Source organism: Hydrogenophaga sp. (genome assembly GCF_019264445.1).
GTDB lineage: Bacteria > Pseudomonadota > Gammaproteobacteria > Burkholderiales > Burkholderiaceae_C > Hydrogenophaga.
Genome location: NZ_JAHVAB010000069.1, coordinates 23,332 through 48,659 on the forward strand (window position 1 = coordinate 23,332; position 25,328 = coordinate 48,659).

Below are 25,328 nucleotides of genomic sequence, written 5' to 3' on the forward strand. Positions count from 1 at the left end.
ATGAAGCAACGCCCCAACCTCATCTACATCGTCTGTGACGACCTCGGCTACGCCGACTTGGGCTGCTACGGCGGCCGCGAAGCCGAGTTCGGCGCCGTCTCGCCGAACATCGACCGACTCGCCGCCGGCGGCGTGAAGTTCACGCAGGGCTACGCCAACTCGCCGGTGTGCTCGCCCACGCGCTTTGCCCTCATCACCATGCGCTACCAGTACCGGCTGCGCGGTGCGATGGAAGAGCCGATCAACAGCCGCAGCAAAGGCAGCACCACGCTGGGCCTGCCACCCGAAGTGCCCACGCTGCCCTCGCTGCTGAAGAAGGCGGGGTACCACACCGCGCTCATCGGCAAGTGGCACCTGGGCTACCCGCCGTCGTTCGGGCCGCGCCGCTCGGGCTACGACGAGTTCTTCGGCATCATGGCCGGTGGGGTCGACTACTTCACCCACTGCTCCTCCAGCGGCGAGCACGACCTCTACATCGACGAAGACGAGCACCACGAGGTGGGCTACCTCACCGACGTGCTCTCGCAGCGAGCGGTGGACCACGTGCACCAGCGCGCGGCCGACGCGAAAGCCGGCAAGCCCTTCCTGCTCAGCCTGCACTACACCGCGCCGCACTGGCCCTGGGAAACGCGCGACGACGCGCATGTGGCCAGCGACGTGGCGAAGAACCTCTTTCACCTGCACGGTGGCGATGTGAACACCTACCGCCGCATGATCCACCACATGGACGAAGGCATCGGCAAGCTGATGGCCGCGCTGCGCGAAGAGGGCCTGGAAGAGAACACGCTGGTCGTCTTCACCAGCGACAACGGCGGTGAACGCTTCTCCGACAACTGGCCGCTGGTGGGCGGCAAGATGGACCTCACCGAAGGCGGCATCCGCGTGCCATGGATCGCGCACTGGCCCGCCGCCATCCCGGCCGGCACGGTGAGCACCCAGCACTGCATGACGATGGACTGGTCCGCCACGATGCTCGAAGCCGGCGGCGGCCAGGCCGACCCGGACTGGCCGCTGGACGGCGTGAGCTTGCTCAACGTGTTGCGCGAGCCCGCGCAGCGCTTCGAGCGCGCGCTGTACTGGCGCATGAACCACCGCGGCCAGCGCGCGCTGCGCGAGGGCGACTGGAAGTACCTGCAGGTGGACGGCCACGAGTACCTCTTCAACATCGCGAAGGACGAGCGCGAGCGCGCCAACCTGGCCACGCGCGAGCCCGAGCGGCTGCAGCGCATGCGCGCGCAGTGGGAAGCGTGGAATGAGAGCGTGCCGCCGATTCCGGTCGACGCCACAGTGAGCCTGGGTTACTCCGCCAAGGACATGCCGGGAAGGTGAACTCCCCCCTGCGCCGCTGTGCGGCTTCCCCCCTCTGTGGCGCGCCTTCGGCGCTTCGAGGGGGGACGGCATCTCGGGCCGGCTGAGCCGGACCCTGGATGCCTCTGGTCGTGCGCGCTTCTCCTGCATGCCCAAGCCCCCGCTACGATCGCCCCATGAGCCGAATTAGACGCATGCTGCCATTTCTTGCCTGGCCTCGGCCCGACGCTGCCTTGCTGCGCGGCGAGGCCATGGCCGGCCTCACCGTGGGGCTGATGGTGATTCCGCAAGGTGTGGCCTATGCGGCGCTGGCGGGCATGCCGCTGGTCACGGGCATTTACGCCTCGCTGCTGCCGGCACTGATTGCCGTGTTGTTCAGTGCCTCGCCCCGGCTTTCGGTGGGACCCACCGCCCTCACCTGTCTGCTCGTGGGTGCATCGCTCACGGGGTTGGCGCAGCCCGGCAGCCAGCGCTGGATCGAACTCGCGGTGTGGCTCGCACTGCTCACGGGCCTGCTGCAGATCGTGCTGGGCTATGCGCGGTTTGGCTGGCTGCTCAACCTGGTCAACTCGCCCGTGCTCATGGCCTTCACGCAGGCCGCTGCGGTGCTCATCATTGCCTCGCAGCTGCCAGCCCTGCTCGGCTTTTCCGCCTGGGACACCCTGCTCACGCAGCCCTTTGTGCACTGGCCTTCACTGGCCTTTGGCCTGGGCAGCTTCGCGCTGCTGGTGCTGGCGCGCCGCTGGCGCCCGGGCTTTCCCACGGTGCTCACGGTGGTGGTGGCCAGTGCCGCCATCAGCTGGGCCGTGGGCTTTGAAGGGCGCGGCGGAGCGGTGATTGGGGCCCTGCCGCAGGGCCTGCCCATGCCGTACTGGCCCGGCTGGCCCGGCTGGGCCACGATGGGCCAACTGCTGGTGCCCACACTGGTCATCACCCTGGTGAGCTTTCTGGAAACGGCTTCCAGCGCCAAGGTGGACAACGGGCAACGCGGCCAGCGCTGGGACCAGGACCAGGACCTGATTGGCCAGGGACTGGCCAAGCTGGCCTCGGCCATCAGCGGCGCGTTTCCCACCAGCTCGTCGTTCTCGCGCTCGGCGCTCAACCTCTACGCCGGCGCCAAGACCGGCTGGGCCACCGTGTTCTCGGTGGCGGTGGTGCTGATCACGCTGCTGCTGTTCATACCGGTGCTGCACCACGTGCCGCTGGCGGTGCTGGCGGCCATCGTGCTGGTGGCGGTGATGGGCCTGATCAAGCCGCGCGCCTTCGTGCACCTGTGGAAGCTCTCGCGGGTGGAAGCGGTGATTGCCGGCATCACTTTTGCGGTGACCGTGCTGGCCGCGCCGCGCCTCTACTGGGGCGTGCTGGCCGGCGTGCTCATGGCGCTGTCGCACTTTCTGTACCTGCGGCTGCACCCGCGCATCATCGAAGTGGGCCTGCACCCCGATGGCAGCCTGCGCGACCGCCACCTCTGGAAGCTGCCCCCGCTGGCGCCCGACCTCTTTGCCCTGCGCATGGACGCCGCGCTGGACTTCGCCACCGCCAACGGCTTCGAACGCGCGGTGTCCGAGCACATCGCCGCGCACCCGGGCACGCGCCACGTGATGTGGATCGCACACCCCATCAACTGGATCGACGCCACCGGCGCCGAAGCCTTCGCGCGATTGCGCGCGCAGCTGGACGACCAGCGCATCGAGCTGCACCTGGTGGGCATCAAGCTGCCGGTGGAGAACCTGCTGCGCGCAGCCGGCCACCTCGACGACAGCCCACGCCTGCACCTCTACCGCACGGAAGCCGAAGGCCTGCGCGCGGCGTCGAGGCTGATACCGGAAGAGCCGTCGATCTGACGCAGCCTTACTGCAGTTCGATCGTCTGCTTGACGAGTTCTTCGCGCGTGAGGCGCGGGAACATTTCGGCGTACATGTAGCTATAGCCCTCGTTCTGCCACTTGGCGAGATCGATCACGGCGGCAGGCACCACGGTCACGACGTCGTAAAACTCATCGGGCTTGTAGCCGCGCGAACGGGCTGCATTGCTGCACACGCGAATGGTCACGCCCGCTTCCTTCAATGCCTTGAGTTCTTCGTACATGTCGGGGTAGGCCGCGCGGTTCAGCCGGGAGAACGCATGCAGCTCGTTGCCGTGCGCGACGATGACGATGTGCGACTTGGCGGGGTCGCCGTATTCCTTGATCGCGCGCAGGTGGTTCTTCACATAGCCAAACGCGGCCTTGCCCTCCAGGGGCTTGGCGAAGTTGAAGTCGTACAGCGCTTTCTGAGGCGCATAGCGCGTGCCATCAAACGGCGATGGGTCGGCGGGGCCGGCCCATGCGGCGGCGCTCATCAGGCAGGCAACGGTCAAACCAAGCAGGCGGGTCATGGTGGTGTTTTCCGGGTGGGGGTTGCAGGAAGGAGGGGCACGTGAGCGCCCGAGATTAACTTGAACATCCAGATATTCGCAATCGGTTTTTCTTGGCCGTCAAAATCCGGCCACCGACCTCCATCCATTCCCTCCCACCACCGCACACCCCATGGAACTCCCCCGCCACCAACTCAGCATGACCGTGCTGATGACACCCGACACCGCCAACTTCTCCGGCAAGGTGCACGGCGGCAGCGTGCTCAAGCTGCTGGACCAGGTGGCGTTTGCCTGCGCCAGCCGCTACGCGTCGTCCTATGTGGTCACACTCAGCGTGGACCAGGTCATGTTCCGCCAGCCCATCCATGTGGGTGAACTCGTCACGTTTCTGGCAGCGGTGAACCACACCGGCAACTCGTCGATGGAGGTGGGCATCAAGGTGATTGCGGAGAACATCCGCACGCAGGTGCAGCGGCACGTCAACAGCTGCTTCTTCACCATGATTGCGGTGGACGACAGCGGCAAGCCGCAGGCCGTGCCGGCGCTGGACCCGGGCACACCCGACGAGCACCGCCGCCACGCGGCTGCCACGATGCGCAAGACCATGCGCCAGGAAATGGAGCAGCGCTACGCCGCGATCCGCTGAGGATCAGGTGCGGACCTTGCCGTCGCCGGTGAGCATGGAGAGCTCGGCGTAGCGTGAGGCCACGTGGTTGCTCGCGCTGAGCGACACCTGAAACCCGCCCAGCGAGGTTTCGCCGATGGCCTCCATGCCGCTGATGAAGCTCTCGCGCGTGGCGCGCGAACCTGCACGGCGCAGGCCTTCGGCAAACAGCTTGGCGGCCAGAAAGCCTTCCATGCTGGAGAAGTTGGGCTGCACCTTGTTGCCGCCCTTGCCGATGGTGTCGATGAACTCGCGCGTGATCGGGCGCGAGGCGCTATAGGGCGTGGGCACCACCTGCGACACCACCACGCCGGCACCGTCCTTGCCGAGCTCGTCGGCCAGGGCCTGCGTGCCCACGAAGGACACGTTGTAGAAGGTGCCGCCGTAACCCGCGGCTCGCGCCGCGCGGATGTAGGCCGCGCACGATTTGTAGGCGCTGATCTGCACCACCGCGTCGGGCTTGGCCGCGGTGATGGAGGCCACAGCCGCCGCCACGTCCACCGAGTTGCGCTCCACCGTGGCCGTGGCCACCGGCTGCAGGTTGCGCGAGGTGAGCGCGAGCACGGTGCCGTCGAGCCCGGCCTTGCCGTAGGCGTCGTTCTGGTGGAACACGGCCACCTTGTTCAGGCCCAGGTTGGTGAGCTGGCGCACGATGAGTGCGGTTTCGTCGTTGTAGGACGCGCGCAGGTGAAAGGCCAGTTTGTTGAACGGCGTGCGCAGGCCCATGGCACCGGTGAAGGGGGCGAAGAACGGCGTCTGCGCCTTGGTGGCCAGCGGCAGCGCCGCCAGGCTGGTGGGTGTGCCGATGTAGCCGAACAGCGCGAACACTTCGCTGTTGAGCAGCTTGTTGGTGTTTTCCACGCAGCGGTCGGGCTCGTAGCCGTCGTCGAGCTGCGCGATCTCCACGCGCTGGCCATTGACACCGCCCTGCGCGTTGAGCTGATCAAAGAACAGCCGCGCACCCGCATGAAACTGGATGCCCAGCTGGGCCGCCGCACCGGTGAACGCGGCCGACTGACCCAGCACGATCCGGTTGCCCGACTGCGCGCGCAGGCTGGGTGCGCCCACCAGGGCGGCACCGGCCACGAGGCCGTTGAAATGGCGGCGCGAGATGCCGGACTCGGATTTCAGTGGATTCATGCAGGCTCCAGCGCAAGGAAAAGATCCAACGCCACACTGCGTGTGACGAAAGGTTTCCATGCTATCGGCTACCCCCCTGGGGTATGCCTTCACTGGGCGCGCAGATTCAACCGCTCATCGATCCGGAATCGCTCTGCCCTCCCCGCCCAGACTGGGCAACCCATCGACGCGACCCACAGAACCCCGCCGGCGTCCTCCGTGGCGGCGGTCCGCTTTCTCGGGCAACGGTTTGGACTTGACCAGCTCGTCCGCTGCATGGGTCAACTTGGTCAAGGCTTTGTCGAAGGTCGCGCGCTCCGACGCGCTCAACGTTGACAGCACCAGGTTGTTGAGGCGCACCGACTCCGGAAAGAACTCGGCGTGCAGTGCGCGCCCGCGCGCGGTGATGTCCACCCAGGCGCGGCGGCGGTCCTCGGAGTCGCCCACGCGCGCGAAGAGTTTCTTGTTCACCAGGTCGGACACGTGGCGCGAGACACGCGGGCGCTCGAGGTGCGAGCGCTCGGCCAGTTGCGAGGGGGACATGGCGCCGTGGTCGACCAGGATGCAGATCAGCCGCCATTCACGTCGGGTGATGCCATAACGTCCTTCGCAGATCCGCGTGACCAGCGCACCACTGCTGGCCAGCAGGCGGCTGAGCCGGTAGTTCAGCAAGTCGTCGACGGTGGCGGGTTGGGCGAAGGACATGGTCTGATAACTGCAAGAACGAGGCCAAGCCAGTGTGTACGGCGGGCCTCCGCCTGGCAAGCGGACCGCGAGATAGTTGTATAGAAGAACTACGGCATTCGATCCTAGACTGGTTTTCGACGACCCACTCTGGAGCCCTTGAATGACACAGCAGTTGCCCTCGCAGGGCATGAAGATCGCCGACTCGGATGTGTTCGACCTCAACATGTCCTGGCGCGGCCTGCGCATCAACACCATGTGCAACGCGCTCTCGGATCCCGCCAACCGCGAAGCCTGCAAAGCCGATGAAGAAGCCTTCATGGAACGTTTCGAACTGACGGAATCCGAGAAGCAGCTGGTGCGGGCGCGCGACTTCAGCGGCCTGCTCGCTGCGGGCGGCAACATCTATTTCCTGCTCAAGCTGGGCGTGGTCACGGGCAATGGCCTCTACCGGATGGGTGCCTCCATGCGCGGGGAAACGCACGAGCAATTCCTGGCCACCCGCAACGACAGCGGGGCGGTGTGATGGGCGGAAAGATCATCGCCGGCATCGGCACCTCCCACGTCCCATCCATCGGTGGCGCCTACGACCGCGGCCGCACACAGACACCCGCGTGGAAGCCCTTGTTCGACGCCTACGTGCCGGTGCGCGAATGGCTTCAGGACATCAAACCCGACGTGGCCATCATGGTCTACAACGACCACGGCGCGGACTTCTTCTTCGACAAGTACCCGACCTTCGCCGTAGGCTGTGCAGACCGGTACGCCATCGCCGACGAAGGCTTCGGCACGCGGCCGCTGCCGGCCATTCCGGGTGACCTCGCCTTTTCGCAGCACCTGTGCCGCGCGCTGGTGTACGACGAGTTCGACATCACGGTGTGCCAGAAGATGGCCGTGGAGCATGGGTTCCTCGTGCCCATGCACCTGTGCTTCGACCACGACAAAGGCACCTGGCCCGTGGCCTCGGTGCCGATTGCGGTCAACGTGCTGCAGCACCCACTGCCGACGGCACGCCGCTGCTTCCGGCTGGGGCAGGCGATCCGCCGCGCGGTGGAGAGCTATGAAGATCGCGACCTGCGCGTGGCCATCATCGGCACCGGCGGCATGTCGCACCAGCTCACCGGCAAACACTTCGGTGACATGCAGCGGGACAACGATCTTGATTTTCTGGACCGCATCGAGAACGACCCGCAGAGCCTGACCGGGCTGACGCACCAGACGCTCATGGAGAGGTTCGGCGTGGAAGGCATCGAGCTGATCATGTGGTTGGTGATGCGCGGGGCGCTCTCGAACCAGGTGAAGCGGGTGCACCGCCACTACTACGCACCCATGACCACCGGCATGGGCCTGATCACGCTCGAGGAGACCGTCTGATGCGCACACAAGTCGGCATCATCGGTGCGGGCCCGGCGGGGCTGATGCTCTCGCACATGCTGCACCTCGAGGGCATCTCGTCCGTGATCATTGAACGCTCGGCACAGGAGCATGTGCAGAGCCGGCTGCGCGCCGGTGTGCTCGAGCAAGGCACTGTGGAGATGATGCGTTCGCTCGGTCTGGGTGAGCGCATCGGGCAGCTCGGCCTGGAACAGCACAGCATCGACTTCCGTTTCGGCGGTGAATCGCACCCGATCAACTTCCACGAAGCCACGGGCGGGCGCAGTGCCTGGGTGTATCCGCAACACGAAGTGGTCAAGGACCTGATGACGGCGCGCAGCGCCGCCGGTGCCCGGATGCTGTTCGAAACCCCGGTCACGGCCCTTGAGGGCATCGACGGGCCGACCCCGGTGGTGCGCTTCGAGAAAGACGGCGTTGCCGGCGAATTGCACTGTGACTTCGTGGTCGGCTGCGACGGTTTTCGCGGCATCAGCCGTCACGCCATTCCGGCGCAAAAAGCGCAGGTGCACGACCGCATCTATCCCTTTGGCTGGTTGGGCATCCTGGCCGAGGCGCGGCCCGCCATCAAGGACATCACCTGGGGCTGCCACGAGGACGGCTTCGCGATGATGAGCATCCGCACGCCATCGATCACGCGCCTGTATCTGCAGTGCGAACCCGATGACAGCCCCGACAACTGGTCAGACGACCGCATCTGGGCCGCACTGCACAAGCGGCTCGACGTGCCAGGCCTGCCGACGATCAACGAAGGTCGCATCACGCAGAAGGGCGTGACGGCCATGCGCAGTTTTCTGTTCGAGCCCATGCAGCACGGGCGACTGTTCCTCGCGGGCGACGCCGCGCACATCGTGCCGCCCACCGGCGCCAAGGGTCTGAACTCGGCGATGGCCGACGTGAAGGTGCTGGCGCGCGCGATCGAACGGCATTACAAGCGCGGCGCCGACGAGCTGCTGGAGCGCTATTCGGCCACCTGCCTGAAGCGCATGTGGCTGGTGCAGCGTTTCTCCGCCGGCCTTTGCACGATGGTTCACAGCTTCGCGGGCGACAGCTCGTTCGTGCGGCGCCTGCAACGCGCCGACCTGGAATACATGACCGGCACGCATGCAGGCCGCCTGCAGTTTTCCGAGAATTTCACCGGCCTTCCCGTCGACGCTTGAAGGAGCTACCCATGAAGAAAACACCCTCGACTTCTTCGGTCTGCCGCCGCGCCCTGCTGACCTGCGCCAGCACCGCCATGGCGTTGCTGGCCTGGCCCTCCACCGCGCTGGCCCAAGCCGGCGCATGGCCGTCCAAACCCATTCGCGTGGTGGTCAATTTCCCGCCGGGAAGCTCGCCGGATGTGCTCGCGCGCGCGGTGTCACAGCCGCTGCAACAAGCGCTGGGCCAGCCCGTCATCATCGAGAACCGCGCGGGTGCCAGCGGCATGATCGGTGCAGAGGTGGTGGCCAAGTCACCGGCCGACGGCCACACGCTGCTGATGACGGCAGGCAGTGCCATCACCACCAACCCGTTCATCTATGCGTCGATGCCGTACGACAGCGACAAGGACCTTGTTCCTGTCGCGGCAGCGGCCCGGATCACGCTGTTCCTCGTGGCCCGAGCCGACCTGCCGGTGAAGAACGCCCAGGAGTTTCTGGCGTACCTGAAAGCCAACCCCGGCAAGCTCAGCTACGCATCAGCTGGCAACGCCACTGGCCTGCATCTGGCGGGCGAGATGCTCAAGAGCCAGGCGGGTGTGTACGCGCTGCACGTGCCCTACCGCGGATCGACGCCCGCGCTGCAGGACTTGCTCGCGGGGCAGGTGGACTTTCTCTTCGACCCCGGCATCAGCCTGGCCCACGTGCGCAGTGGCAAGCTGCGCCTGCTCGCGGTGGCCGGCATGCGCCGCTCGCCCGCATTCCCCGACGTGCCCACACTCAACGAGGTGGGGCTCAAGGGCTTCGATGCAGGCCAAACGCACGGTTTCTACGCACCCGCGGGCACACCTGCGACCGTGGTTGAACGCCTCAACAGCGAGATCAACCGCATCCTGGTCATGCCGTCGGTCAAGGCGCAGATGGACACCCTGGCCGCCGAGGCCACGCCACTGACGGTGGCTCAGTTCGCTGCGGTGATGGCAGAAGACAGCAAGCGATACGGCGCGATCATCAAGGAACGCAAGATCAAGGCCGACTGAACGAATGCGTCAGCGCCGATTGAAGCCGCCGCCGAAGAAGCGAACCACACCCATGACGATCAGTTCGATCGCCACGATGTGGTCCGGCACGCGCGGCATCACCACGAGAGGATGCCGACGATCTGGGCTGACGCAGGCCGGTGCTCAGGGCGGGCAGGTGTTCGCCGGGTTCGCGGCAATGCCCGCGCGCAAGGCCGGCACCGGCGCGCCATCGTCAGGTCCCAGCGTGTTGTTGGTGAACGTGCAGCCGTAAGAAGACGCGGCCACGGTGGCCGGCGTGATCACATCGTCACCGGCTGGCCGGGGTCCGCCTTGCTCCCACGCCACCATGTCGGTGAACGCCTGCACCTGTTCAGCCACGGTGAAGTCGCAATGGCTGGCGCCCCGGATCGCGCGCTGCACGAGCCAGCTGCTGTTGCCCTTGGCGGCCGTGCGCTGCTGATACACCTGCTGCATGCTGAAGGGCACAAACAGGTCGCCCAGCGTGTGGATGGACACCACAGGCACCTTGAACTCGCCGTTGATGACAGGGACCCAGCGCAGACCGTCGCGACGCAGGCGGTTGGCATCGGGCGCCGCCGTGAGTTTGGGCGTCGTGGCGTTGAGCGTGGCCGAGCCGGGCGCATCACCGTCGATCACATAGGTGAGCGCGTTGGTGTCGAGCACGTTGCGGTTGAGGATGCCGGTGACGGTGCCGTCGCTCCCAAAGGTGCCATACGCCGAGGGGAAGCTGCCGCCGAAGCCAATGCCTTCGTTGAACATGGGGCGCTGGCCGCCGGTGAGGTTCTTGACCACCGAGAGGTACTTCTGCCCTTGGGCGGTGGGCACGCTCGGAAAGGTGGTGAACAAGGTGTTCGTTACCAGCCCCACGATCTCCGACCACTTGTCGGTCGGGTAGCTGGGCACGCCCGCCAGCGTTTGCGCCGTGACCTGCATGCCCGCAAAGCGGTTGAACAGCTCGACGTCGCCCATCACGCCGCACATGGGCACCGCGCCGTGGTACTGCACCTTGTTGCGGGCGGTGGCATAGGTTTCGGCTTCGATGGCCGCTCCGGTGACGTGGCCGCCCATTGAATGGCCGGTGATGTACAGCCGGGTGGGGATCGGCAGGGGACGGCCCCGCGCAGCAGCGATCTGGTTGAACGCGAGCGCGAGCGCGTTGGTGTCTTCCACACCGGCACGCACGTCATAGAAGTTGGTCGAGTAGCTCGATGCCGCCCACGCGTAGCCGTTTTCAATGAGGTAGCGGCGGATGGATGGGTTGGACACCGTGAGCGATGCGCCCTCACCCCGGAAGCCATGCGCGTACATCACCAGGCGGCCGTTCCAGTTGGCGGGCACCTCGATGCGGTATGCCGCGCCACCGAGCACACCGGCCCAGCGGTCGGTGCCGGCGACCACGCCCGACATGGCCGCGAACGTGGTGGCGCTCGGGTCGGCGGGTGTGAAGACGCGGCGGTCTTGCGCGCGGGTTTCTTCCGGCACCGTGGGCGTGGCGGCCACGGGCGGGCTGTCCCCGCCGCCGCCGCAGGCGGCGAGCCACGCGGTCGCCGCCAATACCGCCAAACGAAGTCTGTGAGGTGTTTTCAAGCTGGTCTCCTGTCGTTGTGGGAAATCGCGTCCTGCCCCGCCAAGCGTGAACAGGGTCACGGTTATGCGACTGGAGATCGCAGAGAAGCACCGGGATTACCCGGAAGAAGTCACGCAGGCGACGCGGCGCCAGACGGACGGCGCATCGGCCTCGCCCTGACCGCGCCACGCCACCACCTGGTCCGGCCGCACGAGCAACAGCCCTTCATCCAGCAGGTCACCCACCTCGTCTGCCGACAGCGCCAGCACGCTCACCGTCAACCCCGCAGAGCGCCCCGCCTGCGCCAGCCGAGCGGCCTCTGCGGCCAGCGCGGGTGGCGCCAGCACCGTCCACTCGAAGCCCAGCAAGTCGTAGAGCGAACGCGCGCCAGGCAGCCAGCGGTGGGGCAGCCGACCGCCTGGCACGGTGCTGGGCACGTAGGCATTGGCCTGGTCGGGCGGGACCAGGGCGGGCTCGCTGAAGACGAGGGGCGATGCGTCCACCCGCTCACCGAAGGTGACGCCCGGAATGTTGAACTCGCGCCGCACATGGGCGTTGAGCACCTCGCTGGCTTGCGTGCGCAGGCTGTCACCGGCGCCGCCTTCGGCCTCCAGCGCGGGCGTCACTTCAAAGAGGCCCACCGAGTCGGCGAAGTCGCGCGCATAGGCGGTGTTGCGCAGGCCGATGGGGCGGCGTTCCTGCTCATAAGTGTCCAGCAGCAAGGGCTGAGCCTGGCCCTTGACCACGGCCGCGAGCTTCCAGCCCAGGTTCACCGCGTCGCCCACCGCCGTGTTGTAGCCCAGCCCCCCGGTGGGTGTGAACAGGTGTGCCGCATCGCCGGCGATGAACACGCAGCCGCGCTGGTAGCGCTCGGCCACGAGCGAGTGTCCGGCGATCCAGATGCTGGTGGAGAGGATCTCGATGTCGATGTCCATGCCGCTGGCCTCGGCAAAGATGCGGCGCGCATCGGCGTGGGTCCAGTCTTCGGGCGTTTCACCGGGGTGTACGGCGGCATGGAAGGCGAACTCGCCGCGCCCGTCGACCGAGGCCATGAACACCCGCCGCTCGTGGTTGACGGACACGTACATCCACGCAATGTCGTGCGGGAAGCGCTCGTAGAACGCCGGCGCGCGCAGGTAGATGGCGAACATCTTGCCGCCCATGAACTGGCGCTGCAGGCCGGTGGCACCCGCCAGTTCAAGGCCCAGCGCGGTGCGCACAGCGCTGCGCGCGCCATCGGCGCCCACGAGGTAGCGCGCGCGCACCGTCACCGGCTCGCCGCCTGCCGCAGGCACCACCTGCGCCACCACGCCTTCGCCCGTGTCGTCAAAGGTTTGCAGTCGCCAGCCAAACGCAATGGCGCGGCCCGTGCGCTGCTCGGCGTGCTCGCGCAGCACCGCTTCCACGTACTTTTGCGACACGCGGTGCGGCAGCTCGGCCGCGCTCCAGGAGCCCGACATCGTCTTGATCTGCTCCGTCGCCTGCGCGGCCGTGGGCAGGCGCAGGCGCGCGAGTTCGTGCCGGGCGAAGCGGGTGAAGTAGGCGATGTCGGTGGGGTGGTCGCCCGGCAGGCCCAGCGCTCGGATCTGGTGCGCGATGCCGATGCGGCGAAAGTGCTCCATCGTGCGCGCCTGCGTGGCATTGGCCTGCGGGTTGAAGGCGGTGGTGGCTTTGGGATCGACCACCAGGCACGTTACATTGCGCAAGCCCAGTTCGTTGGCCAGCATCAGCCCGCACGGGCCGGCACCGGCGATCAGCACATCCACGCACACGTCGCGCCCTGCGGACTGTGCCTGCTCCAGCGTCAAGACTTCATTCACGCCCGTCTCCGTTTTTCAATTTGATTAGGCTACCTAAGCAAATTCATTGTACGCATGAACGCCAAAGCCTCCAAACCCCGAGCCGCCGCCGACGCCTGGCGCCTGGGCAACGCCGGCCGCGTGCTGGGCAACGCCGTCACGCGCTTCGAATCGCGCGTGCTCGAACTCATGGCCACGGCCGGCCATGCCGACACGCGGCTCTCGCACGTGAACCTCACGCGCCACCTGGACCTGGAAGGCACGCGCATCACCGAGCTGGCGCGCCGCGCCCGCATGACCAATGCGGCCATGACCGAGCTGATCGACCAGTGCGAGGCCATGGGACTGGTGGTGCGCGAGCCCGACCCGAACGACAAACGCGCCCGCACGGTGCGGTTCACCGAGGGCGGGCGCGAATGGCTGCGGGCGTTTGGTCAGGCCGTGAAGAAGGCCGAACGCGAGCTGATCAAGGAGATCGGCGAGGACGCCGCCGATGTGCTGCTGCAGGGGCTGGCGCGCTACGCGGGCACTGTGGAATCGATCCGCGTGGCAGGCCCTTGAGGCGGTGCGCCGCCCCACCTCACTCGATGGTGACGTTCGCGTCCTTCACCAGCTTGCCGAACTTCTCGGTTTCCGCCTTGATGGTCGCGGCCATTTGCTCCTGCGTGTCGCCAATGGGGTCGGCACCGATGTCGGCCATGCGCAGGCGGAACTCGGGCGACTTGAGGATCTTCACCATCTCGGTGTTCAGGCGCGCCTGGATGTCCTTGGGGGTGGCCACGGGCGCGAGCACGCCGAACCAGGTGCCGATGTTGAAGCCCTTCAGGCCGGCCTCGTCCAGCGTCGGCACATCGGGCAGGGCCGGTGAGCGCGTGGCAGTGGTCACGGCCAGCGGCCGCAGCTTGCCGGCCTTGATGTGCGGCAGCACCGGCGTGATGGTGTCAAACGACATGAGCACCTGGCCGCCCAGCAGGTCGGTGGCCAGCGGCCCGCTGCCCTTGTAGGCGATGTGGGTGATCTTGGTGCCGGTGTTGTTCTGGAACTGCGTGCCGATCAGGTGCTGGGCGGTGCCGTTGCCGTTGGAGCCGTAGTTGGCTTTCGCGGGCTCTGCCTTGAGCAGGGCCACGAGTTCATTCACGTTCCTGGCCGGCGTGTTGGCGTTGACCACCAGCACGTTGGGCACCATGGCGATGGTGGTGATCGGGGCCAGGTCTTTCTGGAAGTCGTAGGGCAGCTTCTTGTAGACGCTGGTGGCGATGGTGTGGTGCACCGCACCCACAAGCAAGGTGTAGCCATCGGGCTTGGCCTTGGCCACGAAGTCCGCACCGATGGTGGCGCCAGCCCCCGGCTTGCTCTCGATCACCACCGGCTGCCCCAGGCTCTGCTGCAGCCGCTCGCCCAGCGCGCGGGCCAGCACATCGGTGGTGCCGCCCGCCGCAAACGGCACGATGAGCGTGATCGGGCGGCTGGGCCAGGCCTGGGCCATGGCGCCGGAGGCGGTCAGGGCGGCGGCCAGGGCGACGCCCTGAAGCACAAGGCGGCGAGAGAACGGGCGGACGAGGTTCATGAGGGTCTCCTGTGGCACGGTGTGCCTGTGTGGCGCCGGGCGAACTGCCCGGTCGTTGGCGCGGAATGCGCAAAAGGGGCGCAAAAGGGGCGCAGGGATCAGGCGGCCTTGCGTTGCAGGCTGGCGCCCAGCAGGTCGCACACGGCTTGCGTGACCTGCGCGGTGGTGGCCTTGCCCCCGAGGTCGCCGGTGTGCAGTGCCGGGTTGGCGGTGACCTGCTCGATGGCCTGCATGAGGCGCTGCGCGGCGTCGAACTCACCCAGGTGTTCGAGCAGCATCACGCAGCTCCAGAACGTGCCCACCGGATTGGCCAGGCCCTTGCCCATGATGTCGAACGCCGAACCGTGGATGGGCTCGAACATCGAGGGATAGCGGTGCTCGGGGTCGATGTTGCCGGTGGGGGCAATGCCCAGGCTGCCCGCAAGTGCGGCGGCCAGGTCGCTGAGGATGTCGGCGTGCAGGTTCGTCGCCACGATGGTGTCGAGCGTGGCGGGGCGGTTCACCATGCGCGCGGTGGCCGCGTCCACGAGCTCCTTGTCCCACTTCACGTCGGGGAACTCCTGGGCGATCTGCACAGCGATCTCGTCCCACATCACCATGGCGTGGCGCTGCGCGTTGCTCTTGGTGATCACGGTCAGCAGTTTGCGGGGCCGCGACTGCGCCAGCTTGAAGGCGTAGCGCATGATGCGCTCCACCCCCACGCGGGTCATCATGCTCACGTCGGTGGCCGCTTCGATCGGGTGCCCCTGGTGCACCCGGCCGCCCACGCCGGCGTATTCGCCCTCTGAGTTCTCGCGCACGATCACCCAGTTCAGGTCTTCGGCCTTGCAGCGCTTGAGCGGTGCGTCGATGCCGGGCAGGATGCGCGTGGGCCGCACGTTGGCGTACTGGTCAAAGCCTTGGCAGATCTTCAGGCGCAAGCCCCACAGCGTGATGTGGTCCGGGATGTGCGGATCGCCTGCGGAGCCAAACAGGATCGCGTCCTTGTCGCGCAGCGCATCCAGGCCGTCGGCCGGCATCATCACGCCATGCTCGCGGTAGTGGTCACCACCCCAGTCGAAGTCTTCGAACTGGAAACGGAAAGCGCGGTCGCCGGCGGCCAGCGCTTCCAGCACCTGCTGGCCCGCAGGCACGACTTCCTTGCCGATGCCGTCTCCGGGAATGGTCGCGATGGCGTAGGTTTTCATGGGTTCACTCAGAGGGTTGGGGAGGGATGCATGGACTGTAGAAAGTCGACAGGCCATGCAAACGCCGATAAAGTGAATCCATCGTTAACCTGAATTCAACAATGGAAATGCCATGGGTTCTGCCATCCAGCCCGCCGATCTCGGCTTCTTTTCCGTGCTCGCCAGCGCTGGCAGCCTGAGCGCTGCCGCACGGGAACTCGGTATCACCACACCGGCCGTGAGCAAGCACCTCGCGCTGATGGAGTCGCGCGTGGGCGTGGCGCTGGTCAACCGCACCACGCGGCGCATGAGCCTCACACCGGAAGGCGAGGTCTACCTCGAACACGCGCGCCGCATCCTGGGCGAGATCGACGGCATGGAGGAGCTGCTGGGCGTATCGCGCTCCACGCCCACGGGCCTGCTGCGCGTCAATGCCACGCTGGGCTTTGGCCGCAGCCATGTGGCGCCCCTCATTTCGCGCTTCGTGCGCAAACACCCGAAGGTGGAGGTGCAGCTGCAGCTGTCGGTGAACCCGCCACCGCTCACAGAGGACGCCTTCGACGTCTGCATCCGCTTCGGGGCACCGCCCGACTCGCGCATGATCGCGCGCCAGATCGCACCCAACCGGCGGCTGCTCTGCGCCTCGCCCGCGTACCTCGCCAGGCACGGCATGCCCAAGGTGCCCAACGACCTGGTGCGGCACAACTGCATCGGCATCCGGCAGGGCGAAGAGGCCTACGGCGTGTGGCGCCTGTCCAGCGGGCGCGGCAAGTCGGTGACCACGGAAGCGGTCAAGACGCGCGGCAACCTCACCACCAACGACGGCGAGATCGCGGTGAACTGGGCCCTCGACGGACACGGCATCCTCATGCGCGCCGAATGGGACATCGAGCGCTACCTGCGCAACGGGCGCCTGGTGCAGGTGCTGCCCCAGTACTTCACGCCTGACGCGTCCATCCACGCCGTGTACCCGCAGCGCCACCAGCTCGCGGCACGCGTGCGCGCCTTTGTGGATTTCGTGTCGCTGTCGTTCACGCAGCAGGCGGCCAGCAAGTGAAGCAGGCTAGCCGCTGCCGCGGCGGATTGTGTCGTTGAGGTTAACGGCATATTAACTTTCGGGTCGGTCTTTCACCCGACGGTTCCCTACAGTCGCGCGGTGTGGCCGTTCTGGCCAGACACCTCAACCACCATGGAGACCACACCGGTGCCATTCACGACGGGCCGCACGAGCGCGCAATACGTCCCCGACATTCCTGCGCCCGTGGCCGCCACCCGCACACCCGCCGTGCGCCTCCCCGCAGGCGCGTGCGACAGCCACGCCCACATCTTTGGCCCGCCCGAGCCCGAACGCCTGCAGCCCAACACGCACTTTCGCCCGCACGAGACGCCCCTGCCTGACTACCTTCGCATGCTCGGCGTGCTCGGTGTGCAGCGCGCGGTGCTGGTGCAGCCCAGCGTGTACGGCAGCGACAACAGCCTGATTGCCGAGGCCCTGCGCAGCCATCCTTCCAGCCTGCGCGGGGTGGCCGTGGTGGCACCCGACATCGCACAGCACGAGCTGGAGGCGATGCACCAGCTGGGTTTTCGTGGCGTCCGCATCAACACCGCGTCGGCCACACCCGGCCTGCAACTGGCCGACGTGCCCGCGCTGGCCCGGCGCATCCAGCCGCTGGGCTGGCACCTGCAGTTCTTCGTGGACCTGCAACGCCAGCCCGAACTGGCCGACGACATTGCCGCGCTGGACATCCCTGTCGTCATCGACCACTTCGGCAAGGTGCCCGTGAGCGGCGGCCTGGAGTCGCCGGCGGCGCGCGCCTTGCTGCGCGTGCTGGCCCGGCCGCATTGCTGGGCCAAGCTCATGGGGCCGTATTTCGTCTCGCGCGACTTTCCACGGCACCGCGACGTGGACGCGCTCGCTCAAGCCATGGTGGCCACGGCACCCGATCGCCTGCTGTGGGGAACCGACTGGCCACACCCCAGCGCACGCGAGCAGATGCCCAACGACGGAGACCTGGCCGACATGCTCGCGCGCTGGGCGCCCGACGAAGTCACACGCCACCGCATCCTGGTGGACAACCCGGCACGGCTGTACGGGTTCTGACACGTCCCCGCCGCAGGGACACGCCGCCTGCCTTCAACACAACAGGAGACCTCATGAAACTCATCCGCGCCATTGCCTTCGCATCCTTCAGTCTGCTGGCCTTGTCCGCTGCCTCGGCGCAAGACAAGTTTCCGTCCAAGCCCATCAAACTGGTGGTGGGCTTCCCGCCGGGCGGGGGCGCCGACGTGGTGGCCCGCCTGGTGGGCACGCATCTGGGAGAGGCGCTGGGCCAGCCCTTCGTGATCGAAAACAAGGGCGGCGCATCGGGCTTCATTGCCGGCTCGGCGGTGGCGCAGTCGGCGCCCGATGGCTACACCCTGCTGCTCGGGCACGTGAATGCCCTGGCCATCGCACCGCCCGCATCAAGCAAGCCTCCGTACGACGCCCTCAAGGATTTCACCCCCATCGGTTACATCGGCTTTGCGCCCAACGTGCTGGTGGTGAACCCGAAGGTCACGCCGGTCAAGACACTCAAAGAGCTCACCGACCTCGCCCGTGCGAAGCCGGGTGAGCTGACCTTCGCATCGCCCGGCGTGGGCAGCGCCAACCAGATCGCGGGGGTGATGTTCATGAACGCCACCAGGATCAACATGACGCACGTGCCCTACCGGGGCAGCGGTCCGGCCATCAACGACCTGCTGGGCGGACAGGTCTCCATGAACTTCGACGCCATGACATCGGTGACCGGCTACATCAAGGAAGGCAAGATGCAGCCGCTGGCGGTCACCACGCGCGAGCGCAATGCACAGCTGCCCGACGTGCCCACCATGCAGGAGCTGGGTGTGAAGGATTTCGATGTGTCGATCTGGTACACGCTGATGGGCCCGGCCGGCCTGCCCAAGGCCACGACCGCGCTGCTCAATGACAAGCTCAACGAAGTGCTGCGCAAGCCCGAGCTCCGGGACCGCCTGCTGTCGCTCGGCGTCACCAGCAAGGCCATGTCACCCGAGCAGGTGACCGAGATGCTGCGCACCGACATTGCCCGCTACGCCACGGTGGTCAAGCAGAACCACATCCGCATGGACTGAGCCCGCCGCATGTTGCACAGCCCTGAAACGCAGATCGTCCGCTTCTTTCACTTCCTGGACGCGCGTCGCTACGAAGCCCTGCTCGACCTCATGACACCCGACGCGCTGTGGCTGCGACAGAACCAGATGCACCACGGCCGCGCCGAAGCACTGGCCACGCTGCAATCGCGGCACCCCGGCATGCGCGTGCGGCACGCGGTGAGCAACGTGGTGCGAGATGAACCCGACCCCGTCTGGCGCGACCATGCACAGGCCATGGCGCCGCGCGGGGCATCGGAGGAAGTGTTCGTCTCCAACTACCTCACCGCCTACCGCTTCGATGACCCCGGCCACCAGCCAGCGCCCTGGCGCGTCCGGGGTCCGCACAAGTTCTCGGTGGTGCACACGCGCTTCGTGCGGCTGGGCGACACCTGGCAGATCGCGGCGCAGCTGATGCTGCCGGAGTTCGTCTTCGAGGAGTGAGCGCGGCCAGGCAGCGCCTGCGCCCTCAGCGCACGGGGCGGTGTTGCAGGTCGTGCTTGTTGTGGGCGATGCGGCGGCTGGCCTTGTCTTGCGCGCGCTCCATGCGCAGCGCTTCCTTGCCGGTCACTTTGCCGTCCGCCTCCATGCGGTGTTCCATGCGCGTGATGTGGGCCTGCTGCGCATCGAGCCGCGCCGTCTCGCGGCGGGTGAGCTCACCGGACGCCACACCCTGATCGATGCGCGCTTCCTGCCGGTCCTGCCGGTTGTCCACGCGCGCTGCCTGACGCTCACCCATCGTGACGCCCTGGGCGTGTGCGGCGGTGGCGCCCAGACTGGCCAGCGCGAGGAGGCTGGCCGCCAGCAGACGCGAAGGGGCCAGGGGTCGGGAAGTGTGTGACATGTGAATTCCTTGAGAAATGCGGTGCCGGACAAATGGACCGGTGACGCTTGAACCCGCTGGCACACGCAGCGCTTACGCCCCGGCCGCCATACCCGCAGAAAACGCTCGGGATTGCAGCTTGCAGCGTAAGAGAGCACCGCGCGCCGGGTTCAACCGGCACACTCCATGCTCATGCCTGCCCACACGCCATGAACCCCGCATCCGCCCAAGCCTTGGCCTCGCACCGTTTCGGACTGAGCCAGATCAGCCTGGCCAGCGTGGGCGCCGACCCGCGCGCCTGGGTCATGGGCCAACTGCAGCGCCCCGCGCTGCTCGACACACGCGACCTGCCCGACAGCACCAGCGTGACCGAGACCACCCGGCGGCTGCGGCAGATGCCCGAGCCCGACGGCGAAGTGCGGCAACGCCTGCGCGAGGGCAACCAGCAGGCGCTGCGCCTTCGCTGGCAGCACCAGATCGAAACGCCCACGCCGGTGTACGAGCGCTGGGTGATGTTCTGGGCCAACCACTTCACCGTGGCCGCCACCAAGGGCGCCACGCTGGGCATGGTGTGGCCGTTCGAGAACGAGGCCATTCGCCCCCACGCCACGGGCCGCTTCGCCACGCTGCTGCGCGCGGCCACCGTGCACCCCGGCATGCTGCTCTACCTGGACAACGCACAGTCGATCGGCCCGCAATCGCGGCAGGGCCAGCGGCGCGGGCGCGGCCTCAATGAAAACCTGGCGCGCGAGCTGCTGGAGCTGCACACCGTGGGCGTGCGCGCGGGCTACACCCAAACCGACGTGCGCGAACTGGCCCGCCTGCTCACCGGCTGGACGGTGGGCAACGAGCAACGGCCCGCGCCCGGGTTTGTGGCCGCGTTGCACGAACCCGGCGTGAAGCAGGTGATGGGCCGCAGCTACGGCGAAGGCCCGCAGGCGCTGGACGAGGTACTGACCGACCTCGCGCGCCACCCGGCCACCGCCGAGCACCTGGCCCACAAACTGGTGCAGCACTTCGTGGCCGACGAGCCCCCCGCTGCCCTCACGAAAGCCGTGGCCCGGCGCTACCAGGACACCGACGGCGACCTGCTGCAGGTGGCCGATGCCCTGTTCGGCCACGAGCAGGCCTGGGCCCTGCACCCGCCCGGCAAGGTGCGCCGCCCCGAAGAACTCATGCTCAGCGCGCACCGCCTGCTGCAGATGCCCATGGGGCGGCCCGAGCGCGCGCTCGCCGACCTCACCGCCATGGGCCAGGCGGTGGGGCGCGCGCCGTCGCCACAAGGCTGGCCCGACCGCCAGGACGACTGGCTTGGCCCCGATGCGCTGCTCAAGCGCGTGGAGTGGGCCATGTCGATGGGCCGCGGCGCCGGCAACCTGGCCGACGCACGCCAGCTGGCCGACCTGGCCTGGGGGCCCGCGCTGTCCACCGACACGCGGCAGCAGATCGCCCGCGCCGAAAGCGGCGCGCAGGCGCTCACCCTGCTGCTGGCCAGCCCCGAGTTCCAGCGCCGCTGAGCGCGCACCTGTTGCGGATCCGTTCATGACACCCCTGCCCTCCTCGCCCTCTTCCCTGCCGCAGGCTTCGCGCTGGCGCCGCCGCGAGTGGTTGCAAGCCGCTGGCGCGCTGGCGCTGCTCGCCAGCCCCGGCGTGCGCTCGGCCTTCGCGGCCATCCCGCAGGCCCGCGGCAAGCTCGTGGTCGTGATGCTGCGCGGCGCGCTCGACGGTCTGGCCGCCGTGCCCGCCACCGGCGATCCGCAATGGGCCGCGCTGCGCGCCTCAACCGAAGCTGCGGCCGGCAGCGCGCCGCTGCCGCTGGACGCGATGTTCGGGCTGCACCCCGCGCTGCCCGAGCTGCACCGCTGGTACGGCCAGGGGCAGCTGCTCGTGGTGCACGCGGTGGCCAGCCCCTACCGCGAACGCTCGCACTTCGACGCGCAGCAGCTGCTGGAGAGCGGCGGCCAGCGCCCGTTCGAACTCAACACCGGCTGGCTGGGCCGCGCGCTCGATGCCAGCGGGCAGCGCGGCGTGGCGCTCAGCCCTGCCATGCCCGTGGCCCTGCGCGGTGCGCGCGGCGCCAGCACCTGGACACCCGCACGCAGCGCCTCGCCCGACGCCGACCTCATGGCGCGCATCGCGCAGACCTACCAGAACGATCCCGCGCTCAGCGGCCTGCTGGAGCAGGCGTTGTCGCAGCGCGGCACGCTCGGTGCCGGCGTGCGCGAAGCGGGCATGGGCGCAGGCACCGGCAGCGCAGGCGCCTTCGTGGGCCTGGCCCGGCAGGCGGGCCGCTTCCTCGCCGAGCCGGGCGGCCCCGATGTGGCCTGGCTGGACTTCGACGGCTGGGACACCCACACACAACAAAACGGGCGGCTGCAGCGCCAGTTCACCGCGCTCGACAGCGGACTGGCCGCGCTGCGCGAATCGCTGGGCGAGCGCTGGGCCGACACCACCGTGCTGGTCATGACCGAGTTCGGCCGCTCGGTCGCGCTCAATGGCAGCGGGGGCACCGACCACGGCACCGGCGGCGTGGCGTTTCTCGCCGGCGGTGCGGTGGCCGGCGGCCGCGTGCTCGCCGACTGGCCCGGTCTGGCCAGCCGCGACCTGCTCGACGGGCGCGACCTGCGGCCCACGCGCGACGTGCGCAGCCTGCTCGCCCCGCTGCTGCAACGCCACCTCGGCGTGGGCCAGGCGGCCATGGGGCGCGTGTTGCCCGGCGCGCCGCCCGCCGCACCCGACCTCTGGAGAACCTGATGCCCACGCGCTCCCTCCTCGGCACCCTTGGCGCCCTGGCCCTGCTGCTGGCGTGGACCTGCCCGGCGCAGGCCACACCCCAGGTGCCCGACCCCCAGGCCTGGGCCCAGCTCACACCGCAGCAGCAGGCGCAGCGGCGCGAAGCTCTGCAGCGCGAGCTGGACGCGGCCACGCCCGCCGAACGCCAGGCCTTCCGGGCCCGGCTGCGCCAGCGGCTGGAAACGCTCTCACCCGCCGAGCGCAAGGCACTCGTGGGCCAGACGCGCGAGCGCTGGCAGGCGCTGTCGCCTGAAGAGCGCCAGGACCTGGCCGAACAACGCCGCGCGCGCATCCAGGCCATGACGCCCCAGGAGCGCCGGCAGTTGCTGGAGCAACGCCGCGACATGCTCTCGCGCCTGAGCCCCGAAGAACGGGCCGCCCTGCGCGAAAAACTGCCCACCCGCTGAGGCCCCCATGCTGCACACCCTCACCCTGCCCGGTGCACCGCACCCCTTGCGCACCACGCTCACGCTGACGCTGGGCCTGCTGGAGACCACACGCCGCGTGGCGCGGCGCTGGCGCGCACCGCGTGAAGACGGCTGGGCGCTCTGGCAGCGCGCCTGCGAAGGCGACCCCGGCAGCGCGCGCTCGCTGGTGCAGCTGCTCACACCCACCGCGCTGGCCCTGGCGCGCCAGATGCTGGGCAAGCCCGAAGACGCCGAAGATGCGGTGCAGGAGTCGTTTCTGCGCCTGTGGAGCGCGCGCCCCGAAGACCTGCACGGCGCGCAGCTCTCCACCTACTTCAACACCATCGTGCTCAACCGCTGCCGCACGCAACTGGTGCGCCGGCGCGAACTCACCATGGCGCCTGACGACCTCGTCGTGCTGCAAGACCTGCAACAGGCCCACACCGACGCGGCGGACACGCCACCCTGGGACACCGTGACACCGCAGCAACTGCTCGACACGCTGGCGAAGCTGCCTGCCCGGCAACGCCTGGCACTGGCCATGTGGGCCTATGCCGACGCCAGCGCTGCCGACATCGCGCAGGCGCTGGAGATCGACGCCAACAGCGCGCACCAGCTGCTGCACCGCGCGCGGGCCGGTCTGCGCCAGGCGCTCAAGGGAGCGGCGACATGACACACCCGCTGACCGACAACCCCCTGCGCGCGCGGCTGCGCGCCGGACTGAACGCCGCTTCAGCGCACGACAGCCAGCACCTGGAAGAGCGCGTGATGGCGCAATGGCAGCAACGCCACGCCAGCGCCCAGGCCGGGCTCGCTGCGGCCGGTGGCGCGGCCTTGCGCGCGCCGGGCACGGGCCGCCGTGCGCTGCGGCTGGCCACCGGCGTGGTGCTGGTGGCGGCGTTGCTGGTGACCGCCTCCACCTGGCGTTCGCGCGACGCCGGCGTGGACGAGCTCATGCAGCTGGACGTGCTCTCCGAGATGGCACTGGGCGAGATGTGAGCGCCTAGGCCGCAGGGGCGATCACCACCGGCAGCGACACCTCTGGCGGCGCCTCCCGCGTGGCCAGCACCTTGTCGATGGTGCGCCCGTCCATGTCGACGATCTCCAGGCGCCAGCCTTCCCACGACACGCTGTCGCCCTCGCGCGGCAACCGCCCGGTGAGCAGCATCATCAGGCCGCTGAGCGTGTGGTAGCGGCCACGCTCTTCGTCGGGCACGCTGTCCAGCGCCAGCCGGTCCTTGAGCTCGGGCACGGGAATGTGCCCATCCAGCCACCAGCTGCCGTCCTCGCGCAGCAGGGCCCACGAGGTCTCGGGATCGCGCGGGCTGAACTCGCCCGTGATGGCTTCGATGAGGTCCTGCAGCGTCACGATGCCCTGCACCTCGCCGTACTCGTCGATCACGAACGCCATGTGCACATCGGACTGGCGGAAGTTGTCGAGCAGCTCCATGCCGGTGATGGTCTCGGGCACGTACAGCGGCGCCTGCAGCGGCTGCGCCTGCAGCTCGCGCTGGCCACCGCGCAGCGCCTGCGACAGCCACTGGCGCGCATTCACCACACCCACCACGTTGCCCAGGCTGCCGCGCACCACCGGGAAGCGCGCGTGGTCAGACGCATCGACGCGCGCCATGTTCACTTCAAACGACTGGTCGATGTCGAGCGCCACCACATCGCTGCGCGGCACCATGAGCGAGCCGATCTGGCGGTCGTCCAGGCGGAACACATTGCGCACCATGGTGTGCTCGTGCGACTCGATCACACCCGCCGTGGTGCCCTCGGCCAGCATGGCGTGGATCTCTTCCTCGGTCACGGCGCTGGCGCTGTTTTCCTTGATGCCGAGCAGCTTCATGAGCGCGCGCGTGGACACCGAAAGCAGCAGCACAAACGGCTTGGTGGCGATGGCCAGCCAGTTGATCGGCCGCGCCACCAGCCGCGCCAGCGTCTCAGGATGCGACTGGCCCAGCCGCTTGGGCACGAGCTCGCCGACCACGATGGAGAAGTAGGTGATGAGCACCACCACCAGCCCGGTGGCGGCGTAACCGCTGTAGGGCGCCGGCACGCCCAGGCCCGCCAGCCAGAGCGCCAGGGGTGCGGCCAGCGCGGCCTCCCCGACGATGCCGTTGAGCACGCCGATGGAGGTGATGCCGATCTGGATGGTGGAGAGGAAACGGGTGGGATCTTCGCCGAGCTTGACGGCAGCGGCCGCAGCGCCGTCGCCTTCGTCGATGAGTTTTTGCAGCCGCACCTTGCGGGCGGTGACCAGCGCGATCTCTGACATGGCAAACACGCCATTGAGCAGGATCAGCGCGAACAGTAAGGCAATTTCCATGGGGGTGGGGTCACCCGGGGTTGACC

Annotated in this window: 26 protein-coding genes; 17 read left to right on the forward strand and 9 right to left on the reverse strand. The window is 68.1% G+C overall.

What is annotated here, in order from left to right; genetic code table 11:
* On the forward strand, positions 1 to 1,329 hold the full coding sequence (locus tag KXJ60_RS15090) for a sulfatase-like hydrolase/transferase (protein WP_291129640.1): 1,329 nt from the start codon (positions 1 to 3) through the stop codon (positions 1,327 to 1,329).
* 173 nt (positions 1,330 to 1,502) lie between these two features.
* Positions 1,503 to 3,152, forward strand: a complete 1,650-nt coding sequence (locus KXJ60_RS15095; RefSeq protein ID WP_291129643.1) for a SulP family inorganic anion transporter — start codon at positions 1,503 to 1,505, stop codon at positions 3,150 to 3,152.
* A gap of 7 nt (positions 3,153 to 3,159) precedes the next feature.
* Here the strand turns inward: KXJ60_RS15095 and KXJ60_RS15100 are convergent, their stop codons facing one another.
* On the reverse strand, positions 3,160 to 3,684 hold the full coding sequence (locus KXJ60_RS15100) for a DsrE family protein (RefSeq protein WP_291129646.1): 525 nt from the start codon (positions 3,682 to 3,684) through the stop codon (positions 3,160 to 3,162).
* Positions 3,685 to 3,835: 151 nt separating this feature from the next.
* Between KXJ60_RS15100 and KXJ60_RS15105 the strand changes: the two genes are divergently transcribed.
* Positions 3,836 to 4,309 carry an acyl-CoA thioesterase gene (locus KXJ60_RS15105; RefSeq protein ID WP_291129648.1) on the forward strand — a complete coding sequence of 158 codons (474 nt, stop codon included), beginning with the start codon at positions 3,836 to 3,838 and terminating at the stop codon, positions 4,307 to 4,309.
* Positions 4,310 to 4,312: 3 nt separating this feature from the next.
* Here KXJ60_RS15105 and KXJ60_RS15110 read toward each other — a convergent pair whose 3' ends face one another.
* Positions 4,313 to 5,467: an ABC transporter substrate-binding protein gene (locus KXJ60_RS15110; protein ID WP_291129649.1), complete on the reverse strand. Its 1,155-nt coding sequence runs from the start codon at positions 5,465 to 5,467 to the stop codon at positions 4,313 to 4,315.
* A gap of 114 nt (positions 5,468 to 5,581) precedes the next feature.
* Positions 5,582 to 6,151, reverse strand: coding sequence for a MarR family winged helix-turn-helix transcriptional regulator (locus tag KXJ60_RS15115; protein WP_291129651.1), 570 nt, complete (start codon positions 6,149 to 6,151; stop codon positions 5,582 to 5,584).
* Between the two features lie 142 nt (positions 6,152 to 6,293).
* On the opposite strand from KXJ60_RS15115, the gene KXJ60_RS15120 reads away from it, so the two are divergent.
* From KXJ60_RS15120 to KXJ60_RS15135, 4 genes are read left to right on the forward strand one after another with little or no spacing between them, the layout of a single operon-like run.
* A complete protein-coding gene (locus KXJ60_RS15120; protein ID WP_291129654.1) occupies positions 6,294 to 6,656 on the forward strand; it encodes a protocatechuate 3,4-dioxygenase in 363 nt (120 codons plus the stop codon).
* Positions 6,656 to 7,504 (forward strand): class III extradiol dioxygenase family protein, encoded by an 849-nt coding sequence (locus KXJ60_RS15125; protein WP_291129657.1) that lies wholly within the window; start codon positions 6,656 to 6,658, stop codon positions 7,502 to 7,504. Before KXJ60_RS15120 ends, KXJ60_RS15125 begins: the two co-directional genes overlap by 1 nt.
* The gene (locus tag KXJ60_RS15130) at positions 7,504 to 8,682 is read left to right on the forward strand and encodes a 4-hydroxybenzoate 3-monooxygenase (protein WP_291129660.1); all 1,179 of its coding nucleotides are present in this window, start codon (positions 7,504 to 7,506) and stop codon (positions 8,680 to 8,682) included. Before KXJ60_RS15125 ends, KXJ60_RS15130 begins: the two co-directional genes overlap by 1 nt.
* An 11-nt stretch (positions 8,683 to 8,693) precedes the next feature.
* Positions 8,694 to 9,701 carry a tripartite tricarboxylate transporter substrate binding protein gene (locus KXJ60_RS15135; protein WP_291129663.1) on the forward strand — a complete coding sequence of 336 codons (1,008 nt, stop codon included), beginning with the start codon at positions 8,694 to 8,696 and terminating at the stop codon, positions 9,699 to 9,701.
* Positions 9,702 to 9,845: 144 nt separating this feature from the next.
* Here KXJ60_RS15135 and KXJ60_RS15140 read toward each other — a convergent pair whose 3' ends face one another.
* Both KXJ60_RS15140 and KXJ60_RS15145 read right to left on the reverse strand, forming a co-directional pair.
* Positions 9,846 to 11,291 carry an alpha/beta hydrolase gene (locus KXJ60_RS15140; RefSeq protein WP_291129665.1) on the reverse strand — a complete coding sequence of 482 codons (1,446 nt, stop codon included), beginning with the start codon at positions 11,289 to 11,291 and terminating at the stop codon, positions 9,846 to 9,848.
* A gap of 96 nt (positions 11,292 to 11,387) precedes the next feature.
* Positions 11,388 to 13,091 carry an FAD-dependent oxidoreductase gene (locus KXJ60_RS15145; protein WP_291129667.1) on the reverse strand — a complete coding sequence of 568 codons (1,704 nt, stop codon included), beginning with the start codon at positions 13,089 to 13,091 and terminating at the stop codon, positions 11,388 to 11,390.
* Between the two features lie 54 nt (positions 13,092 to 13,145).
* Here KXJ60_RS15145 and KXJ60_RS15150 point away from each other — a divergent pair, with 54 nt between their 5' ends.
* On the forward strand, positions 13,146 to 13,631 hold the full coding sequence (locus tag KXJ60_RS15150) for a MarR family transcriptional regulator (protein ID WP_291129669.1): 486 nt from the start codon (positions 13,146 to 13,148) through the stop codon (positions 13,629 to 13,631).
* A gap of 19 nt (positions 13,632 to 13,650) precedes the next feature.
* On the opposite strand, the gene KXJ60_RS15155 is transcribed toward KXJ60_RS15150, so the two are convergent.
* Together KXJ60_RS15155 and KXJ60_RS15160 are read right to left on the reverse strand one after the other, a co-directional pair.
* Positions 13,651 to 14,637, reverse strand: a complete 987-nt coding sequence (locus KXJ60_RS15155) for a tripartite tricarboxylate transporter substrate binding protein (RefSeq protein ID WP_291129673.1) — start codon at positions 14,635 to 14,637, stop codon at positions 13,651 to 13,653.
* 98 nt (positions 14,638 to 14,735) lie between these two features.
* On the reverse strand, positions 14,736 to 15,824 hold the full coding sequence (locus KXJ60_RS15160; protein ID WP_291129676.1) for a tartrate dehydrogenase: 1,089 nt from the start codon (positions 15,822 to 15,824) through the stop codon (positions 14,736 to 14,738).
* 112 nt (positions 15,825 to 15,936) lie between these two features.
* Here KXJ60_RS15160 and KXJ60_RS15165 point away from each other — a divergent pair, with 112 nt between their 5' ends.
* The 4 genes from KXJ60_RS15165 (at position 15,937) to KXJ60_RS15180 (ending at position 19,394) form a co-directional block, all read left to right on the forward strand.
* A complete protein-coding gene (locus tag KXJ60_RS15165) occupies positions 15,937 to 16,860 on the forward strand; it encodes a LysR substrate-binding domain-containing protein (protein WP_291129678.1) in 924 nt (307 codons plus the stop codon).
* A 132-nt stretch (positions 16,861 to 16,992) separates the two neighbouring features.
* Positions 16,993 to 17,904: an amidohydrolase family protein gene (locus KXJ60_RS15170; protein WP_291129680.1), complete on the forward strand. Its 912-nt coding sequence runs from the start codon at positions 16,993 to 16,995 to the stop codon at positions 17,902 to 17,904.
* Between the two features lie 53 nt (positions 17,905 to 17,957).
* Positions 17,958 to 18,932, forward strand: a complete 975-nt coding sequence (locus KXJ60_RS15175) for a tripartite tricarboxylate transporter substrate binding protein (protein WP_291129683.1) — start codon at positions 17,958 to 17,960, stop codon at positions 18,930 to 18,932.
* A gap of 9 nt (positions 18,933 to 18,941) precedes the next feature.
* Complete coding sequence (locus KXJ60_RS15180) at positions 18,942 to 19,394, forward strand: nuclear transport factor 2 family protein (RefSeq protein WP_291129684.1); 453 nt, start codon at positions 18,942 to 18,944, stop codon at positions 19,392 to 19,394.
* A gap of 25 nt (positions 19,395 to 19,419) precedes the next feature.
* On the opposite strand, the gene KXJ60_RS15185 is transcribed toward KXJ60_RS15180, so the two are convergent.
* Positions 19,420 to 19,794 carry a hypothetical protein gene (locus KXJ60_RS15185; protein ID WP_291129685.1) on the reverse strand — a complete coding sequence of 125 codons (375 nt, stop codon included), beginning with the start codon at positions 19,792 to 19,794 and terminating at the stop codon, positions 19,420 to 19,422.
* 188 nt (positions 19,795 to 19,982) lie between these two features.
* Here KXJ60_RS15185 and KXJ60_RS15190 point away from each other — a divergent pair, with 188 nt between their 5' ends.
* From KXJ60_RS15190 to KXJ60_RS15210, 5 genes are read left to right on the forward strand one after another with little or no spacing between them, the layout of a single operon-like run.
* The gene (locus KXJ60_RS15190) at positions 19,983 to 21,290 is read left to right on the forward strand and encodes a DUF1800 domain-containing protein (protein ID WP_291129687.1); all 1,308 of its coding nucleotides are present in this window, start codon (positions 19,983 to 19,985) and stop codon (positions 21,288 to 21,290) included.
* Between the two features lie 25 nt (positions 21,291 to 21,315).
* The gene (locus KXJ60_RS15195) at positions 21,316 to 22,527 is read left to right on the forward strand and encodes a DUF1501 domain-containing protein (protein ID WP_291129689.1); all 1,212 of its coding nucleotides are present in this window, start codon (positions 21,316 to 21,318) and stop codon (positions 22,525 to 22,527) included.
* A complete protein-coding gene (locus KXJ60_RS15200; protein WP_291129692.1) occupies positions 22,527 to 22,973 on the forward strand; it encodes a DUF3106 domain-containing protein in 447 nt (148 codons plus the stop codon). Before KXJ60_RS15195 ends, KXJ60_RS15200 begins: the two co-directional genes overlap by 1 nt.
* Before the next feature lie 7 nt (positions 22,974 to 22,980).
* On the forward strand, positions 22,981 to 23,646 hold the full coding sequence (locus KXJ60_RS15205; RefSeq protein ID WP_291129694.1) for a sigma-70 family RNA polymerase sigma factor: 666 nt from the start codon (positions 22,981 to 22,983) through the stop codon (positions 23,644 to 23,646).
* Positions 23,643 to 23,972, forward strand: a complete 330-nt coding sequence (locus KXJ60_RS15210; RefSeq protein ID WP_291129696.1) for a hypothetical protein — start codon at positions 23,643 to 23,645, stop codon at positions 23,970 to 23,972. Before KXJ60_RS15205 ends, KXJ60_RS15210 begins: the two co-directional genes overlap by 4 nt.
* Positions 23,973 to 23,976: 4 nt before the next feature.
* Here KXJ60_RS15210 and KXJ60_RS15215 read toward each other — a convergent pair whose 3' ends face one another.
* The gene (locus tag KXJ60_RS15215; RefSeq protein WP_291129699.1) at positions 23,977 to 25,302 is read right to left on the reverse strand and encodes a hemolysin family protein; all 1,326 of its coding nucleotides are present in this window, start codon (positions 25,300 to 25,302) and stop codon (positions 23,977 to 23,979) included.
* Between the last annotated feature and the right edge of the window lie 26 nt (positions 25,303 to 25,328).